The organism is Mesorhizobium waitakense, from assembly GCF_056431085.1.
Genome location: NZ_JBWKME010000171.1, coordinates 36,140 through 53,249 on the forward strand (window position 1 = coordinate 36,140; position 17,110 = coordinate 53,249).

Here is a 17,110-nt window from a genome sequence, read left to right on the forward strand (position 1 = left end):
TGGAAAAACTCAGCGTGAAACCGCTTCGTTGGTGTAGCGCTCCCAGCCTTTCGGGCCGAGATGCTCCTGCGGCATGAAGCGCATCTTATAATTCATCTTGCGCGAGCCGTTGACCCAGTAGCCGAGGTAGACATGGGGCAGGCCCATCGCCCGGGCGCGGGCGATGTGATCGAGGATCATGAACGTGCCGAGCGAACGCTCCTCGAAATCGGGATTGAAATAGGAATAGACCATCGACAGGCCGTCGGCCATCTTGTCGGTGAGCGCCACCGCGATCAGTTCGCCCTGCCCCTTGCCGGTGATGAAGGTGTCGGGCCCGCGCCGCCGGTACTCGATCACCTTGGTGTCGACATGGGTATCCTCGACCATCATGGCGTAGTCGAGCACTGTCATGTCGGACATGCCGCCACGGCGGTGGCGGGCGTCGAGGTAGCTGCGAAACAGCGAATATTGTTCGGTCGAGGGCTCGGCATTGTGCATGTGGCCGACGAGGTCGGAATTGTGCTGTAGCACCCGCTTCATATTGCGGCTGGCGCTAAATTCCTGGGCGAGGATGCGCACCGAAACGCAGGCGCGGCAGGTCTCGCATGCCGGCCTGTAGGCGATGTTCTGCGAGCGCCGGAAGCCGCCTTGCGTCAACAGGTCGTTCATCTCCGCCGCCTTATCGCCTACCAGATGCGTGAACACCTTGCGCTCGAACTGGCCGTCGAGATACGGGCACGGCGACGGCGCGGTCAGGAAGAACTGCGGCGACTGGGTCGGATGCTGCGTCATCGAGCCTTGGAAACACTCCTTCGAATCGCTCTACCTTTGGCGCGGACGGCGAAAAATTCAACAGGATTGTGAGGGCGTGGTTGACTAGACGCCTTCACATTTACACTCAATCGCCCATGACTGCCCTTGAGAGCACCGTTTCAGCGGTCGGTGCGGCTGACCACGGTGCCGAGCAAAAGGTCGTGCAGCGTGCGCTTGCGGTCGGAAAACAGCGTTACCAGCAGGACCAGTGGCGACAGGATGACGTTGCCGGCCCAGAACAGCACCGAATGGACGACCGCGGTGAGGCCGTCGATCGGGCTGCCGTCGAGCCGGTCGAGCCGGATGCCCATCATCTTCATGCCCGTGGTGGCCTGGTCGGCGCTGCCCAGCGTGTTCCAGATGTAGAGGATGGCGACGGCCGGCACCAGCACGCCGAACAGCATCCAGCCAAGGCCGAGGGTCAAAAGGCCGAGAAAGAACACCAGTATGGCGAAAGGAATGGTGAGCAGCGCGACGATGAAATAGTCGATCACGACGGCCAGGATGCGCCTTGTGCGCACGCCGTCATAGGCCCTGACATGGGTCGTGATGATTTCGCCGTCGAGAACGCGCGCGTTCATGTCATTTCCTCGTAACAGGGCCCGACATAGGGTGCGGACCGCTCAGAAGTGAAATGGTGTGGACCTGCGGCGGAATCAAGATCGGGCGTTTTGTGGCGCGCAGGGCGCGAGCGGCGTGAGGCGCAATCTGAATCGGTTGAATTTGCGGCGCGAATGGCATTAGCTTGCTGCGGCGCAACAAAGCGTCAGGGCAAGGGACGGGGCAATATGGACTACGACATGCTGGTGATCGGCAGTGGCCCCTCCGGCCGCCGCGCCGCGGTGCAGTCGGCCAAGCTCGGCAAATCGGTGTTGGTGGTCGATCGAGGCCGGCGTCTGGGCGGTGTCTCGGTGCATACAGGCACCATTCCGTCGAAAACGCTGCGCGAAACCGTGCTCAACCTCTCGGGTTGGCGCGAGCGCGGCTTTTACGGCCGCGGCTACCGGGTCAAGCAGGACATCTCGGTCGGCGATCTGGTCGAGCGCCTGCACAAGACGCTCGACCATGAGGTCGAGGTGCTGCAGCACCAGTTCATGCGCAACACGGTCAAGAGCGCTCGCGCGGAGGTGAAGTTTCTTGACCCCAACAAGGTCAGCCTGACCACCGACACCGGCGACTACAGCGAGGTTGGTTTTGCCAATGCGCTGATCGCGGTCGGCACAAGGCCGCACCGGCCGCGCGACGTGCCTTTCGACAAGACCCGAATCTTCGACAGCGACGAGATGCTGGAGCTCGACCGTTTGCCGCGCACGCTGACCGTGATCGGCGCCGGCGTCATCGGGGTCGAATATGCGACGATCTTTTCTGCGCTCGACGTGCCGGTGACATTGGTCGAGCCGCGCAACTCCATCCTCGATTTCGTCGACCGCGAGATCGTCGACGATTTCATCCACCAGATGCGCGATCGCGGCATGACGATCCGGCTGGGCAGCGCGGTGAAGGAAATCCGGTCCAAGCCTGAAACCGCCGAGGTTGAGCTGGCCGACGGCCGCACCATTCGCTCCGAGGTGGTGCTGTACGCAGCCGGCCGCACCGGCAATGTCGGCAGCCTGGGGTTGGATATCGTCGGCATCGAAGCCGACTCAAGGGGGCGGATCAAGGTCGATCCGCAGACCTTCCAGACCAGCGCGCCCAACATCTACGCCGCCGGCGACGTCATCGGCTTTCCGAGCCTGGCCTCGACCTCGATGGAGCAGGGCAGAGTAGCGGCCTGTCATGCTTTCGGCGTGCCCTTGCCGCCGCCTCCCGAAACCTTTCCCTATGGCATCTATGCAGTGCCGGAAATCTCGACGGTCGGCCAGTCGGAGGAACAGGTGCGTGAAAGTGGGGCCGCCTATGAGGTCGGCGTGGCGCGTTTTCGCGAGACCTCGCGCGGCCACATCATGGGCGTCAACTCCGGTTTCCTGAAGCTGTTGTTCTCGATCGAGACGCGTCGGCTGCTCGGCGCGCATATCGTCGGCGAGGGCGCCACCGAACTCATTCACATTGGCCAGGCGGTGATCAATCTCGGCGGCACCGTCGACTTCTTCGTCAACAACACCTTCAACTATCCGACGCTCGCCGAAGCTTACAAGATCGCCGGGCTGGATGCCTGGAACCGGATGGGGCGAGGGTAGGCGGGTTGTTTGTTTCGACGCAATTCCCTTAGGGAAAGCGCTACGCGCTTTTCCCGGGAACTTCACACTTTTCCTGGAATTGCGTCAGCCTTCCATCTGGGCGAGCAGCGCCAGCATCACATCGGCGGAAGGCATCGGCAGCACGGCTTCGATTTCGGCTGGCCGAACCCCGGCGATCGCGGCATCGGCGCCGCCGGTGACGGTGCCGAGCGGGCCGCGAAAACCGTGCTTCGACCAGGCCAACTCCTGCAGCTTCGGGCTGGTCAGTGCCTCCAGCATCCTGTCGACCGTCGGATCGATGACAAGATTGGTTGGCAATCGACGCGGTGACAAGTTTATTCGGCGACGGGCGCGTTCAGCCATTGCATTACGATTGCCGCGTCTGCGCTGCCGAATTCATGACCCGATGGAACAATCCGGGCGTCGAGGTCGGCGCCATGTTGGCTGAGCAATGTCACCAGAGCCGGCGCGAAAGGCGCATAGGTAAGATCGGCAGCGCCGGCGACGATCAGCACCCCCACGCTTGCCAGATCCGTCGCCGGCACGTCGTCGAGCACCGGCATCGGCCGCAGCAGCGCGGCGCGTTCGACAAGGCCCGGATGCAGCAGCATTAGGCTCGAAACCAGATTGGCACCGTTCGAATAGCCGAGAAAGATCGTGCGGGAGAGGTCGAGATCGTGGCGTGTGGCTGCATCGGTGACGAAGCCTGCAAAAGCGTTGGTTTCGGTGCGGATGCTGTGCTGTTCGAAGCGCGTCGGCGTGATGCGCGCGAACCAGCGGAAACCATCCTCCTGGACGATGCGGCCGCGCACGGCGATCAGCGTGGCGTGCGGCGCGATCTCTCGCGCCAGCGGCACCAATGTCGTCTCGTCGACACCCGACCCATGCAGCAGGAAGAAGCATTCGCCAGTTGAAACCACCGGCCTGTAGAGGCGGTAGCAGAAAGCGAGATCACGCCGAAACGCACCATCTTGTGAGGTCTCTTCGGTCATGGCCTCATCCTTTTGATTTCATGACGATTCCGGTCAGTTTGCCGGCTTCAAAACGCAATATTTTCAAGCTCCGCGAAAGTTGATTGAACCGGGCGCATTACTGTCCGTTTCTTCGCCGATATATTCCTGCGGGAGGAATCGAAGCGGTGCGCCGGGGGTCGCATTGCCGGCATGAACAACCAGCTTTGAGGCCTTTTGTCGATGACCACCCAACTTTCCCCGGACCGCGGCACGCGTGTCCCAGACCGCGATGCGCGTGTCCCGGATCGCGATACGCACGTGTCGGAGCGTGACACGCGCATCTCGGAGCGTGACACGCGCATAGACGTGCTTCGCGCTCTCGCCTTGCTGACCATCTTTGTCGACCACGTGCCGGGTACCGCCTTCGAGTATCTGACCTACAAGAATTTCGGCTTTTCAGACGCGGCAGAAGTCTTCGTGCTGATCTCCGGAATCGCGGTCGCGCTCGCCTATGGCAAGAAATTCCAGCCTGGAAATCGGCTGCTGGCAACGTTGAAGATGTGGCGCCGCGCTGGCGTGCTCTATGCCGCCCACATCGTGACCACCATGGTGGTAATGGCGATCTTCTGCGCGGCGGCGGTGTTCGCCGGGCGACCGGAGCTGTTGACGATGATCAACATCGAGCCGTTGATCAAGAATACGCCACAAGTGCTGATCGGCATCGTGACCCTCGGCCACCAGCTCGGCTACAACAACATCCTGCCAGTCTATGCAGTGCTGCTCTTGCTGGCGCCGGTCTTCCTGCTCTTCGTCAGCTACCGGCCATTGCCGGCGCTGGTCGCATCCGGCGCGCTGTGGCTGGTCGCCGGGATCTACCAGATCGCGCCGCCGAACTATCCCGAGCCTGGCTTCTGGTTTCTCAACCCGCTGTCGTGGCAGTTCCTGTTCAACATCGGCCTGGCAGGCACGCTGTATGTGCGTCGCGGTGGCACCATCCCGGTCAATCGCTGGCTGGTTGGCCTGGCTTTGGCCTACACCGCCACGGCGCTGGTCTGGGTGCATAGCCCGCTCTGGGGGCAGATCTCCTGGTTGGGCCTGCCTCCGGTGCTGACCGGCTTCGACAAGACGTTCCTGGCACTGCCGAGGCTTCTGCATATCCTGGCGGTGAGCTACCTGATCGTGGCATTCCCCGCCGTCTCGAACCTGTTCCGCACCGGGCGCGATCATCCGTTAGCCATATTGGGCAAGCGATCGCTGCCGGTTTTCATTGCCGGCACGGTGCTCGCCCTGACGGCGCAGGTGCTGAAGCTGATCAACCCGGGCGGGCTGGTCTACGACAGCCTGTTGATTGCCGCCGGCATCGCCATGCAGTTTGCGCTTGCCTACTATCTCGAATGGCTTTCGAGCCTTGGCAGGTCCGGGAAAAGCAGACCGGCTCAAAACGCCGCACTGCCGGTCCAGGCGTCCTTCGTCATGTCGTCGATGGCAACAAGAATGGGGCGTTGAGGCGTCAGGCGGACGAGGGGCCGGATGAGGCCCGCACCACGAGGTCGACCGGCAGCGATTGCCGACTGAACGTGCCGTCGTTTTCGAGGATCGCCTTGACGGCAAGGCGGCCCATCTCGGCGATCGGCTGAACGATCGTGGTCAGCGGCGGCTTGGAAACCGCTCCTTCCGGGACGCCGTCGAAACCGACGATCGAAACGTCGCCCGGAATAGTGATGTCGTGCTGGCGCAGCCAGTCCAGCGCATGCAAGGCGATCCTGTCCGACATTGCCAGGATGGCGGTCGGTGTCTCGGCGCCGGCGAAAATATGATCGAGGCCCGCCCAGACGCTCTCCTCGTCATTGACGGTTTCGTAGATCGGCACCTTCGAGACGTCGATGTCGACGCGGGAGAGTTCGGCGAAGTAGCCGCGCAGGCGGTCGCGCGTCCCGGAATAGAGGGCCTTCTCCACCTGCGCCTGCGTGGTTGGGCCGAAGCCGGCGTCGGCACAGGGCAGGGCAAGCACGGCAAAGCGACGATGCCCGAGCTCGGTCAGATGGCGCGCCGCGAGACCGGCGCCGGCGATGTTGTCGACACCGATCGCCGCGACCGCCCCGTCGTCGTCCGAATCAAGATCGAGTGCGACAAACGGGAGTTTGCGTTCGCGCGCCAGTTCGACCAGCCTTGAGCCGCCTTCGATGCAGAAGACGATGAAGCCGTCGACCAGCGCGCTCTGGATGTTCCAGGCGAGCTGTTCGTTGTTGGCGGCGGAGACCAGCGAGATCCCCGCACCAGTCGCGTCGCAAGCCTGCGAGATGCTTGCCATCATGACCCGGGCGAAAGGGTCGTTGAAGAAATAGGACAACGGTTCCGCGGTCGCGACACCGATGGCATTGACCTTGCCGGCGCGCAGCAGCCGACCCTTGGGGTCGGGTCCGCCATATCCCATTGCCTCGGCTGCCGCCTTGACCCGTTCGCGGACCTCCTCGCGCACGATCTCCGGGCGGGCGAACACGTTGGACGCGGTGCCGTGCGACACGCCGGCCGCTTTGGCAATGTCTGCCAGCCGGACCGGTCTTGTCTTTCCAGAGCTCAATGGGGCCATCTTCGTCTCCTGAATTCATCCCATCTAACACTTTCGTTGGATCGGTTCAAATTCTGCCTTGAACAACGACCCGGCGAGGTGTATCTTTGAATCGATCCAAAAGAACAAAGGTTCATATGATTGGATCGATTCAATATCAGCAAAGGGAGATGTGTCATGCATTCCGTCAACTATCTCTTCCAAGACATCTACCGCAACGACTGGAGCATCGGTTCGACCGCCACGAAACAGAGGCGCCACGAGAGTGCCAGCCCATGGGTACGCGAACTACGGTTCTTCGTGGAGCGCAGACGGAGCTGATCGGGATAGCTTTTTTGTGCGTGCCGATTGGATCGATTCAAATCTTGAAAGGAGTGCATCATGCATCCCGTGAGCTATCTGTTCGAAGACATCTACCGCAACTACTGGGGCATCGTGCCGGCGTCCAAACGGCCGGAGACGCATCTACTGGCGAAGCTGCGGCGGCACGGTCGCGAAGTGCTCGATAAGCCCGAGCGCCGGCAGGATTGATCGATCGACAAACGCCGTGTGACAGGATCGCGTCGGTTTTCGCGAATGGAACCGTCCCGGGCAGTGCGCCCGGGGACATCGACCCCCAGAGACATCGATAAAGGCTACCGGTCCAGCCTGGTCAGGAACGTGTGCGCACCAGCGCCGAGCCAGCGATCACCAGCCAGCCGGCGATGAGCAAGGTGCCGCCGATCGGCGCCGACAGCGGGAACAGCCGCGAACCGAGGAAATCGCGGGCCAGCAGGTCGCCGCAGAACAACAGCAGCCCAACCAGCAGGATCAGGCTGCCGATGCGCAGCGTCCGGTTCGCGCCAAGCAGTCCGGTCGCGAGGAAGACCGGCGCGTGCATGAGCAGGAAGGATGCGGCAGTGCCGACAAAGGCACCGCCCAGATGCGCCGCAGCAGCCGACAGCGCCACGCCGGCGGCGCCACAGAGGCCGCCGGCCAGGACGAGGATCCGGCCGCTGTTGACGGAAGATTGCTCGGCCGTGCTCATGTCTGGGGCTCCGTGACGTTCAAGGCATACGACCCAACTAGTCAGGGCTTGCCGGCATTGGCGAGCATGTCCTGCTCGCGGCGCGATTGCGCCAGCCAGTTATAGACCGCGCCGCCGGCCATCAAGATGGATGTGCCCAGAAACACCGAGCGCATGCCGAAATGGCCGCCGGCAAATCCGCCAAGCAAGGGGCCGGCGACCTGTCCGACATACTGGGCGGAGATCGAGAGCCCCAGCACATTGCCGCCGACGCCATCGGGAACATTGTGGCGGATGACGCTGGTGATGCAGGGCAGGAGCCCGCCCAGCGCCAGGCCCATCAGGAAGCGCAGGCCGATGAGTTGCCAGCTCTGCGTGACGAAGGCCTGCGGAATCAGCAGCAGCGCCGAGACGGCAAGCGCGCCGATGATGACGTTCCAATGGCCGATGCGGTCGGCGAGCTTGCCGAGGCGTGAAGCCGACAGGATGGCGCCAAGCGCCGCCGCCGACATGACGACGCCAGAGATCAGCGTGACGCGGCTCTGGTCTTCGATCAATTGCTGCACATAGACGGTGATGATCGGCTCGATCGACATGGTGGCGAAACTCAAAAGCATGCCGGTCGCCAGCATGGCGATGATAGGCCGTTTGTCGGGGATTTGTGCCCAGCCGCCTTTCGGCTTGCCCTTCGATGCGCCGGCCGTCGCTTTCGGCCGGGGGGTCTCCTTGATCAGAAACGTGGTCGCCAGGAATGCCAGGAAGATGACGCCGCCGGACAGCAGGAAGGTGGCTCGGATGCCGATCAGCGGCGGCAAGGCGCCACCAACCAGCGGGCCGACCAGTGCCCCACCGGTGATACCGGCCGACAGCAGGCCCAATGCCCAGCCGGAACGCTCCTTGGGCGTCTGCATGGCAACCAGGATGGTCGATCCCGAGGAATAGCCGCCGGCAAAGCCGATCAGCAGCCGCAGCAGCACCAACTGCCAGACGGTCTGGACCATGCCGGTCAGCGACATGCATATGGCCATGCCAAAGCTGGCGCGAACCAGCATCACCTTGCGGCCGTAGCGGTCGCCGAGACGTCCCCACAGCGGCGCCACAAGTGCCGCCGCGAAAAAGGTCGCGCCATAGGCGATCCCCGACCATTGCACGATCGCCGCGTGGCCTTCAGCGCCGAGCTGCTCGATATAGAGCGGCAGGAACGGTAAAAGCAGCGTCATGGCGACAAGCGTCGAGAACGAACCGGCAAAGCAAACGAACAGATTGCGCCGCCAGTGGATGTTGTAGGTGCTGTCGGTCGTCGGGGGCGTGTTCTGCATGTCATGCGTCCTGTCCGAGCAATGCCGTGTTGGTGGTTGCTGCGGATACCATTTTGGGATACCAAGATGGTATCCGTCATGAACGCAAGCGTGGGTGCTGTCAATGCGACGCTCTCAAACGTGATCGGGAAACGCGGCCAGCAAACCGATAGCCAGCCAACGGTCAGAAACGGGAACGACAATGTCGCAGATGCAGAGCGTCGAAAAACAGCTTCGCCAGATGATCCTGGGCCTCGAGATCGGTCCCGGCGAGAAGCTGACCGAGCGCTGGATCGAAAGCCGCTTCGGCGCGTCGCGAACTCCGGTCAGGGCCGCGCTGCTGCGGCTCGAGACCGAGGGCCTGGTCGGCAGGGACGGCCGTGGCTGGACGGTGTCGCCGATCAACCTGGCTGAGCTCGAGCAGATTGCCGTCTACCGGGAGGCGGTTGAGGTTGCAGCCCTTCGCCTGACATGTGCGCTGACGGACCGCAGCGCAGTCGATGTGATCGAGGCGATGCTCGACTCCTGCGACACCGACACGCCACGCGAGGAATGGCATCGTATCGGCATGGATTTTCACATCGAGCTGGCGCGCCTGTCAGGAAACGAATTCCTGTTCCGGGCGGTCCGCGATGCCATGACGCGCCTGTCGCGGGCCCGCTGGCTGGAGGTTCGCGACGAGGCTGCCCTTGCTCGCGCCTGGGCCGAACATCGCGCCATTCTGGCGGCGGCGCGCCTCGGCGACGCCGATGAAGCCGCGCGCCTGCTTTCGGCCCACATCGTCGGCAGCCGCGACCGCCTGGTGACGTCGCTCGCCAACGACCGGCGCGGTCTTCGCGCCAGGGGTTTTGCTGTCATCGCCGCCTAAGGCATGCGGTACGCGCTGCGCAAAAGGCGGCGTCTCGGCGCGCCCTGCACTTTCGGCCTCGCTTCGCGGACACCGATGGCGTAAGAGCGGCGATGGAAAACAACCGATTTGAAACACCCGTGACCGTCAAGTCAGTCACGGCGGGGAGCACTCAGCTCTTGCGTACGGCTCGTGAGGCTTCCGATTACCTGCTCAACAGCTGGCCCGGCAAGCGCAGCCCCAAGCATCGCGCGGCCCTGCAGGCCTGTCACGATGCGCTGGCCGGCGACAAGCCGGCGATGAACGCCAGGCGCGCCTTCATTGCGGCGGCGCGCGAAGTGGACGTCTTCGTTAGCGACAAGGCGCCGGCCTGATCCAAGGCGACAATCTGGAATGAGGCACGGCCCGCATGCGCGGGCCTTTTGCCGTCACTTTGCCGTTTCGGTTTCGGTTTCAGTCTCGTCTTCGGGCTTCGAACGCTCGCGCGCGGCAACCTTGGCCGCCAGCTTTTCAGCCTTCTTGGCCGCCTTCTGGCGGTCGCGTTCCTTGCGTTCCTGATCGTAGTTTGGTGGTCGCGCCATATCGGCTCCTTTTTCACTGCCTTGCGGCTCTGACCCTGCCTAGGAGCATTAGCCGTCAAACACAACAGCTGAAGCGATCGTGCCCGGCCGTTCGCGTCGATGATGGCCCGGGCTTGCAAGATGCACGGGACAATGGTGTAGGGGGCCGGGGCGCCAACGCATCGCGATCCGCGCGTTCGTTTTGATCAAGTGAAACCATGGCGACCATACAACGAACGACGGCAAGGGTTTTTTATTATGCGCGAAACGTCGTGCGCGATATCGCGCCGCAGACGCTTTTCCGCCGGCGGCTTGTGGGTCGCCTCGAAAAAGCCCGGCTTGCTGACGGTTCGGTTCGCCGGCGGCTGAATTACTACAACAAGCTGCAGGACGCATTTTCGCCCAGCCCGGCTGCGGTGCATATCGACAATCTGCCGCTGATACCGAGCATGTACTATTACGATCTCAAGGAGATTGCCCGGTATTTCGACCCCAAATTGCTCATCGATCTGGAATTCGGCGATGTTATCGACGTGCCGCAGGTGCCGTCGCTGGTCAAGAATCGGCTGATCCATGCCGACAACAGCAATGCGATCATTCTGAAATTCAACAAGTTCCGGCACTTCTACATGCCTGCCGACGCAACCTCGTTCACCGATAAGCTTCCGGCCGTGGTCTGGCGCGGCGACCTCAACAATCCGCTGCGGACAAGATTTCTGGATACCGTGCGCGGTCTGCCGTTCTGCGACGCCGGCTCACACAAGTGGTACGCGCCGGCCGAGTACAGCAGGCCATTTCTCAGCATCAGCCAGCAGCAGCGTTGTCGCTACATCGTCTCACTCGAAGGCAATGACGTGGCGACCAACCTCAAATGGATCATGAATTCGAATTCGCTCTGCCTGATGCCGCCGCCGACATACGAGACATGGTTCGCGGAGAGGCAACTCGAGGCCAACGTCCACTACGCACCGCTCGATCCGGATTTCGCCGATCTTGCCGAAAAGGTTCGCTATTTCGAGCAGCACCCGGCTGCAGCCGAACGCATCATTGCCGCGGCGAATGCCTATTGCCGCACATTCGCAAACGAGAAGGCCGAGCAGGCGATCTCCCTGCTCGTGCTCTACAAATACTTTGTGCTCAGCGGCCAGATCGAGCCTGATGCCGAGGTCTGGCGCTATATCACGGGTTAAGGGCGGGCTTCGTCCGCCGAGCCCCGCCGCAAACCTCGCGTGGTCACACGCCGCTGCGGTCAATCACCAGATCGGCGGGACCAAAACGGTCCTTTGCCGTCAGTTGCTGGTGCCAGTAGGGATAGAGCACGGGTGGCCGGCTGACCGTGTCTAGGCGGTCACGCTCTTCGCCGGTCAGCACCAGGCTTGCCGCGGCGATGTTGTCGCGGAACTGCGTTTCGGTCCTGCCGCCGATCACCAACGAACTGACCGCCGGCCGGCCGAGCAGCCAGGCCAGCGCCACCTGCGCCGCCGACACGCCGCGCTGCGTGCCGATCTCGACAAGGACATCGACGATCCGCCAGAGCCGGTCCTCGTCGCGGATCGGCGGTTCCGACCAGCCGGCGAGCTGGCGGGCGGTCGGGCTGTCGCGGCGGTATTTGCCGGACAGCAATCCGCCGGCAAGCGGGCTCCAGACCAGCACACCCAGCCCCTGGTCGACCGAAATTGGCAGCAATTCATATTCCGCCTCGCGCGCTTCCAGCGTGTAGTGGATCTGCTGGGTGACGAAACGCGGCTGGTGATGGCTGTCGCTGATGCCGAGCGCCTTCATCACCTGCCAACCGGAATAGTTGGAGCAGCCGACGTAGCGGACCTTGCCCTGGGCAACCAGCGTATCGAGCGCGGCGATGGTTTCCTCGACCGGTGTCGTACCGTCCCATTCGTGCAGGAAGTAGATGTCGATGACATCGGTCTTCAACCGCTTCAGGCTCTTCTCGCATTCGCGGATCAGGTGATAGCGCGACAGGCCTTCATCGTTGGGACCGCTGCCGATCCGCATCCGCGCCTTGGAGGCGATCAGCACGTCGCCCTTGCGCTTGCCGCCGAGCGCCTCGCCGATGATCTCTTCCGAGATGCCGTTCGAATAGACATTGGCGGTGTCGATGACATTGATGCCTGCATCGATGCAGAGATCGATCATCCGGCGCGCCTCGTCGAGGTCGGTCTTGCCGACTGCCGAAAATGCGCCGGCACCGCCGAAGGTCATGGTGCCCATGGTCAGGGTCGAAACTTTCAAGCCGGAACGGCCGAGGGTGCGGTATTCCATGTCAGTCCTCGCGATTTGTTGTTGAAAGGCAGTGCCCGGGCGGGCCTGCCACATTTGTAGGACAATTCGAGCCGCTTGTCGCCATGCCACGACGATGGATCGATCATGCCTCGCGGAATTTGCAGTGGTGGTAGTCTCGCCCCAGGCTGCAATAAAACCGTCATTGCCGGCCTATATTGAAGTCGGCTCAGGTGTTGCCACTCCGGGACGCAGGCCAGGGGTTGGGGCGCCGGACGTGGATCGACAGGGCTTGCAAGCGGAGCAGCTGATATGACCGAGCTAAAACAGAATTCTCCTGCCAGGGACTGGCTTGAGGCCGAGCTCGCCGACACGCTCGACGAGGACTATGAGCTCGAAATGTCGGAGCCGGCGCTGTCGATGGAGATCGCCAAGATCTACAAGAACTCGCATCCGCCATCAATCGATCGCATGCAGTATTTTCGCGACCTGATCACCTTGCAATCCGAGCTGATCAAACTGCAGTCCTGGGTCGCCTATCACAAGAAGAAGCTGGTGGTGATCTTCGAGGGCCGCGACTCCGCCGGCAAGGGTGGCGTCATCAAGCGCATCACGCAGCGGCTCAATCCGCGCATCTGCCGCGTCGTCGCACTCCCGGCACCGACCGAGCGCGAGAAGTCGCAATGGTATTTCCAGCGTTATGTGCCGCATCTGCCGGCCGGCGGCGAAATCGTGCTGTTCGACCGCTCCTGGTACAACCGCTCCGGTGTCGAACGGGTGATGGGTTTTGCAGAGCCCGATCAGGTCGAAGAATTCTTCCGCGACGTGCCGGAGTTCGAGCGCATGCTGGTCCGCTCGGGCGTCACCGTGGTCAAATACTGGTTTTCGATCACAGACGAGGAGCAGCAGATGCGGTTCCTGATGCGCATCCACGATCCAATGAAGCAGTGGAAGCTGTCGCCGATGGACCTGCAGTCGCGCGTGCGCTGGGAGCAGTACACCAAGGCCAAGGAAGAGACCTTCGCCCGCACCAACATTCCCGAGGCGCCCTGGTTCATCGTCGAGGGCAACGACAAGAAGCGGGCGCGGCTGAACTGCATCGACCATCTGCTCAAGCAGTTGCCGTATGAAGAGGTGCCGCACGAGGAGATCACGCTGCCCGAGCGCGTCTTCAATCCTGAATACGAACGCCAGACGCTGCCGCGCGAACTCTACGTGCCTGAGAAGTATTGACTGTCTGGGGTTGCTAAATCTCCCCCCTCTCGTGGGGGAGATGTCCGGCAGGACGAGGGGCACGCGAAGGATCGCGGCGTAGGCTACGCGTCTGAAACCTAAGCCCGCTTGACGATCACATGCGTGGCGAGCGCTGTCGCCACCTGCTCGCTGCACTGATAGCCAAGCTTGGGCATGTCCAGGCCGGCAAAGAGATTCTCGCCCGCACCAAGCAGCAGCGGCGAGATCGCCAGATGCATCTCGTCGATCAGTTTCTCCTGCAGATATTGCCAGATGGTGGCGACGCCACCGCCAACCCGCACGTCCTTGCCATCCGCCGCCGCTTTCGCCTGTTCAAGCGCCGAATGGATGCCGTCTGTGACGAAATGGAATGTCGTGCCGCCTTCCATGGGCAGGGATGCCCGCTTGTGGTGGGTCAGCACGAAAACCGGCACATGGTAGGGTGGGTTATCACCCCACCAGCCCTTCCAGCTATCGTCAGGCCATTCGCCCCGGATCGGTCCGAACATATTGCGGCCGAGGATCCAGGCGCCGACATTCTCGAAGCTGCGCGCTGCAAAGTCCTCGTCAGTGCCGGTCGCGCCACCCTCTTCGCCGAACATCGTGCGGAAGGTGCGGGTGCTCCAGGCCCATTTGTGCAGGGCTCCCCCGCCGACACCGAGCGGATTTTGCAGATCCTGATCCGGACCGGCGCCGTAGCCGTCGAGCGACAGTGTGAAAGCATTGACGCGAAGTTTGGACATGAAAGCCTCCTCCATAACCAGTCGTGCAAAGGAGTAGCAAACTGGTTGCGAAATGCAAGCGGTTTATATGGATGCAGCAAACCCCGGCGATTGGTCCAACGACCTTCGCTGGGGCTCCCGACCGGAAGCTGGAAATTGTCATTGATATCGAGAGGCCGCCGGGCATTGCCGCGACCGGCCATCGGTGGGAAGAGAAAACTATCCCTTCAGCATCGTTGCCACTTCGGGCGCGAAATAGGTCAAAATGCCGTCGCAGCCGGCGCGCTTGAAGGCCAACAGGGATTCCAGCATCGCCTTCTCGCCATCGATCCAGCCATTGGCGCCGGCGGCCTTGATCATAGAATATTCGCCTGACACCTGGTAGGCGAAGGTCGGCATCTGAAATTCATCCTTCAGCCGCCGGATGATGTCGAGATAGGGCAGGCCGGGCTTGACCATCAGCATGTCGGCGCCCTCGGCGATGTCCTGTTCGGCCTCGCGCACCGCCTCGTCGGAATTGGCGTGGTCGATATAATAGGTCTTCTTGTCGCCCTTGAGCAGGCCGGCGGTGCCGACCGCCTCACGATAGGGACCATAGAAGGCCGAGGCGAACTTGGTCGCATAGGACATGATCGCCACGTCCTGGAAACCGTTGGCGTCGAGTGCGTCGCGGATGGCGCCGATGCGGCCGTCCATCATGTCGGACGGCGCGATGATGTCGGCGCCGGCTGCCGCCTGGATGACGGCCGCGGCGGTGACCTGTTCCACCGTCTCGTCGTTGACGACGATGCCGTCGCGCAGGATGCCGTCATGGCCATGGCTGGTGAACGGATCGAGCGCGGCATCGGTTATGATGCCGATCTCAGGCACCGCGTCCTTTATCGCCCGGGTGGCGCGGTTGATCACGTTGTCGGGGTCGAGAATGTGCGAGCCGGTCTGGTCGCGCAGGGAGATATCGACATTGGGGAAGGTGGCGAGTGCGGGAATGCCGAGCTTTGCCGCGCGTTCGGCCTCCTTGACGGCGAGATCGATCGACAGGCGGAAGACGCCCGGCATGGCGGCGATCGGCTCGCGCACTTGTCTGCCGTCGACGACGAAGATCGGCCAGATCAGGTCGTCGACCGTGAGCCGGTTCTCCTGCACGAGGCGGCGCGACCAGTCGGCCTTGCGCATACGGCGCAAGCGGCGGCTGCCGGTGATGTCGTCGACGCTACGCGCGCCGGCTGGCTTTGCCGGTGTGAATTTGTTCATCGGCGTCGGGGTGAATTTGTTCATCGCCAAAACTCTCGTTCGGGGGCTTTTACCACGAGCCCTTGCCGCTGACCAATGCGACACGTTTGTGCCAGCGATCAGGTCGAGGTCTATTCCGGTTGCCCATTGCCCGACAGGATCTGCGCCGCGCCCTTCATTGCAACGCGGAAAGCTTCGTCGAAGGAAACGCCGCGCACCTGCCAAGTGTAGGTCTTGCCGGCCATGGCCAGCCGCCAGTCGGCAATCCAGCCGAACTCCTTGTCGCTCCACACGATGCTGCCGGAAAGTGCTTGATCGGCGCCGGCCTTTTTCGCAACCATGTCCAGCATTGCCATGTCCGCGTCGCGCAGTGTCCTGTCGTCCAGTCCAGCCTGCGACAGCAGCGCTGCCGTGGGAAAAGTCACCCGCATGGCGAGCGGCGCAGCGGCATTGCTGAACGATTCGCGCATCAGCACGCCTCGCTCGTCATCGGCATCGAGCGCGAAATGCCTGATGTCGCGCTCGGCCGCCAAAAACACCGCCAGCCGTGGCCGCTCGGTCAGCCACGGCCTGCTGCCGAGCGAGGCCAGCACCGGATCGATCACCTCCGGCCTGTACTGGCAATAGAGATTGTGAGGCCGGTCATACGTGCCCTGATCGTCATGGTTGGGGATGCCTTCCATGCGGTCGCGGTAGCGGAAGCTGGCGACGAAGCTGCCGGCCTTGTCGCGCACTGCCGTCATCTCCGGTTTCGCCGGCAGGCGCTGATCGCCGGAAACCCGGACCAGCACCGCGTCGAGGCAGAACTTGAAGCCGACCTCGCGATGCTTTTCATACTTACCGTTGACGATGGTCTGCGACTGATAGAGATCCTTGAGATCGGCCGCCCTGGCCAGGCCATTGATGGCCCAGAAGGTCAGCAGGCCACCCAGAACAAGTGCGAGGCGCAAAAACTGCGGCATGGCTCACCGTTCGCTTCTAGACCCGTCGTCGATATATGGCGGCCATGCAAGGTCAGGGCCGGTTCTGAAGAACGATACGTTGTTGGTGAAAATGCTGGCTGGGGCAAGCCTGATCATGCGCCCGTCTGGATGTTCGATCTGGGCCACGTTGTCGATGAACCACTCGTTCCAGCTTGCTTCGGGGCCGAGATATTTGTGAAGGAGCCGTTTGAAGCGGTCTGGCGACATCGGTTCGATGGTTGCGGTGCCGCGCAGTCCGAGGTGCAGTAAGATGCCGCCATTGTTGTCGAAGTGAACAATTTCCACCGCGCAGCGCGGGTCTCTTTCAAGATGCCTTACCGCACTTCCATCCGATGACCCGAGAAGCCAGATCGCACCGTCCTCCCAGATGAACCACACTGGCGCGTTGCGCGGCGCGCCGTCCGCGCTGACGGTCGCCAAATTCGCCATCAGCGGGCGACTGAGAACATCGTCCGGGTCGAACTCTCGCGGCATCGCCAAATAATCTCCCAATAGGCTCACA

The 17,110-nt window shown here is 62.4% G+C and carries 20 protein-coding genes and 1 pseudogene; 8 read left to right on the plus strand and 13 right to left on the minus strand.

Features of this window, described 5'->3' with window-relative positions; translation table 11 throughout:
• Positions 1-9: 9 nt before the first annotated feature.
• Positions 10-774, minus strand: coding sequence for an arginyltransferase (locus tag AC07FD_RS31815; protein WP_095085760.1), 765 nt, complete (start codon positions 772-774; stop codon positions 10-12).
• A gap of 140 nt (positions 775-914) precedes the next feature.
• Positions 915-1,376 carry an RDD family protein gene (locus AC07FD_RS31820; protein WP_478353064.1) on the minus strand — a complete coding sequence of 154 codons (462 nt, stop codon included), beginning with the start codon at positions 1,374-1,376 and terminating at the stop codon, positions 915-917.
• 207 nt (positions 1,377-1,583) lie between these two features.
• On the opposite strand from AC07FD_RS31820, the gene sthA reads away from it, so the two are divergent.
• The gene (sthA, locus tag AC07FD_RS31825) at positions 1,584-2,972 is read left to right on the plus strand and encodes a Si-specific NAD(P)(+) transhydrogenase (RefSeq protein ID WP_478353065.1); all 1,389 of its coding nucleotides are present in this window, start codon (positions 1,584-1,586) and stop codon (positions 2,970-2,972) included.
• Positions 2,973-3,056: 84 nt separating this feature from the next.
• Here the strand turns inward: sthA and AC07FD_RS31830 are convergent.
• Positions 3,057-3,278 (minus strand): annotated as a pseudogene (locus AC07FD_RS31830) (hypothetical protein); the annotation flags it as partial.
• Between the two features lie 29 nt (positions 3,279-3,307).
• Positions 3,308-3,964 carry an alpha/beta hydrolase gene (locus AC07FD_RS31835; protein ID WP_478353066.1) on the minus strand — a complete coding sequence of 219 codons (657 nt, stop codon included), beginning with the start codon at positions 3,962-3,964 and terminating at the stop codon, positions 3,308-3,310.
• Between the two features lie 201 nt (positions 3,965-4,165).
• Here AC07FD_RS31835 and AC07FD_RS31840 point away from each other — a divergent pair, with 201 nt between their 5' ends.
• Complete coding sequence (locus AC07FD_RS31840) at positions 4,166-5,431, plus strand: OpgC family protein (protein ID WP_478353067.1); 1,266 nt, start codon at positions 4,166-4,168, stop codon at positions 5,429-5,431.
• A gap of 4 nt (positions 5,432-5,435) precedes the next feature.
• Here AC07FD_RS31840 and AC07FD_RS31845 read toward each other — a convergent pair whose 3' ends face one another.
• A complete protein-coding gene (locus AC07FD_RS31845) occupies positions 5,436-6,515 on the minus strand; it encodes a LacI family DNA-binding transcriptional regulator (protein ID WP_478353068.1) in 1,080 nt (359 codons plus the stop codon).
• 156 nt (positions 6,516-6,671) lie between these two features.
• Between AC07FD_RS31845 and AC07FD_RS31850 the strand changes: the two genes are divergently transcribed.
• Together AC07FD_RS31850 and AC07FD_RS31855 are read left to right on the plus strand one after the other, a co-directional pair.
• Positions 6,672-6,815 (plus strand): hypothetical protein, encoded by a 144-nt coding sequence (locus AC07FD_RS31850; RefSeq protein ID WP_478353069.1) that lies wholly within the window; start codon positions 6,672-6,674, stop codon positions 6,813-6,815.
• Positions 6,816-6,875: 60 nt separating this feature from the next.
• Complete coding sequence (locus tag AC07FD_RS31855; RefSeq protein ID WP_478353070.1) at positions 6,876-7,025, plus strand: hypothetical protein; 150 nt, start codon at positions 6,876-6,878, stop codon at positions 7,023-7,025.
• A gap of 121 nt (positions 7,026-7,146) precedes the next feature.
• On the opposite strand, the gene AC07FD_RS31860 is transcribed toward AC07FD_RS31855, so the two are convergent.
• Together AC07FD_RS31860 and AC07FD_RS31865 are read right to left on the minus strand one after the other, a co-directional pair.
• The gene (locus AC07FD_RS31860; RefSeq protein WP_477399058.1) at positions 7,147-7,521 is read right to left on the minus strand and encodes a DUF423 domain-containing protein; all 375 of its coding nucleotides are present in this window, start codon (positions 7,519-7,521) and stop codon (positions 7,147-7,149) included.
• A 41-nt stretch (positions 7,522-7,562) separates the two neighbouring features.
• Complete coding sequence (locus AC07FD_RS31865; protein WP_478353071.1) at positions 7,563-8,819, minus strand: multidrug efflux MFS transporter; 1,257 nt, start codon at positions 8,817-8,819, stop codon at positions 7,563-7,565.
• A gap of 181 nt (positions 8,820-9,000) precedes the next feature.
• Between AC07FD_RS31865 and AC07FD_RS31870 the strand changes: the two genes are divergently transcribed.
• Positions 9,001-9,666 carry a GntR family transcriptional regulator gene (locus AC07FD_RS31870; protein ID WP_478353072.1) on the plus strand — a complete coding sequence of 222 codons (666 nt, stop codon included), beginning with the start codon at positions 9,001-9,003 and terminating at the stop codon, positions 9,664-9,666.
• A 119-nt stretch (positions 9,667-9,785) separates the two neighbouring features.
• Positions 9,786-10,019, plus strand: a complete 234-nt coding sequence (locus AC07FD_RS31875) for a DUF982 domain-containing protein (RefSeq protein WP_244730396.1) — start codon at positions 9,786-9,788, stop codon at positions 10,017-10,019.
• A gap of 54 nt (positions 10,020-10,073) precedes the next feature.
• Here the strand turns inward: AC07FD_RS31875 and AC07FD_RS31880 are convergent, their stop codons facing one another.
• A complete protein-coding gene (locus tag AC07FD_RS31880; RefSeq protein WP_095085720.1) occupies positions 10,074-10,226 on the minus strand; it encodes a hypothetical protein in 153 nt (50 codons plus the stop codon).
• A gap of 197 nt (positions 10,227-10,423) precedes the next feature.
• Between AC07FD_RS31880 and AC07FD_RS31885 the strand changes: the two genes are divergently transcribed.
• Positions 10,424-11,395, plus strand: coding sequence for a glycosyl transferase family 90 (locus AC07FD_RS31885; RefSeq protein WP_478353073.1), 972 nt, complete (start codon positions 10,424-10,426; stop codon positions 11,393-11,395).
• A gap of 43 nt (positions 11,396-11,438) precedes the next feature.
• Here AC07FD_RS31885 and AC07FD_RS31890 read toward each other — a convergent pair whose 3' ends face one another.
• Positions 11,439-12,482, minus strand: coding sequence for an aldo/keto reductase (locus AC07FD_RS31890; RefSeq protein WP_478353074.1), 1,044 nt, complete (start codon positions 12,480-12,482; stop codon positions 11,439-11,441).
• A 270-nt stretch (positions 12,483-12,752) separates the two neighbouring features.
• Here AC07FD_RS31890 and ppk2 point away from each other — a divergent pair, with 270 nt between their 5' ends.
• Positions 12,753-13,673: a polyphosphate kinase 2 gene (gene ppk2 / locus AC07FD_RS31895; protein WP_095085714.1), complete on the plus strand. Its 921-nt coding sequence runs from the start codon at positions 12,753-12,755 to the stop codon at positions 13,671-13,673.
• 98 nt (positions 13,674-13,771) lie between these two features.
• On the opposite strand, the gene AC07FD_RS31900 is transcribed toward ppk2, so the two are convergent.
• From AC07FD_RS31900 to AC07FD_RS31915, 4 genes are all read right to left on the minus strand, one after another.
• Positions 13,772-14,416 carry a dihydrofolate reductase family protein gene (locus AC07FD_RS31900; RefSeq protein ID WP_478353075.1) on the minus strand — a complete coding sequence of 215 codons (645 nt, stop codon included), beginning with the start codon at positions 14,414-14,416 and terminating at the stop codon, positions 13,772-13,774.
• A gap of 198 nt (positions 14,417-14,614) precedes the next feature.
• On the minus strand, positions 14,615-15,646 hold the full coding sequence (gene hemB, locus AC07FD_RS31905) for a porphobilinogen synthase (RefSeq protein WP_478353103.1): 1,032 nt from the start codon (positions 15,644-15,646) through the stop codon (positions 14,615-14,617).
• A 110-nt stretch (positions 15,647-15,756) separates the two neighbouring features.
• Positions 15,757-16,587 carry a DUF2066 domain-containing protein gene (locus AC07FD_RS31910; RefSeq protein ID WP_478353076.1) on the minus strand — a complete coding sequence of 277 codons (831 nt, stop codon included), beginning with the start codon at positions 16,585-16,587 and terminating at the stop codon, positions 15,757-15,759.
• A gap of 3 nt (positions 16,588-16,590) precedes the next feature.
• Positions 16,591-17,082: a pyridoxamine 5'-phosphate oxidase family protein gene (locus AC07FD_RS31915; RefSeq protein WP_478353104.1), complete on the minus strand. Its 492-nt coding sequence runs from the start codon at positions 17,080-17,082 to the stop codon at positions 16,591-16,593.
• Between the last annotated feature and the right edge of the window lie 28 nt (positions 17,083-17,110).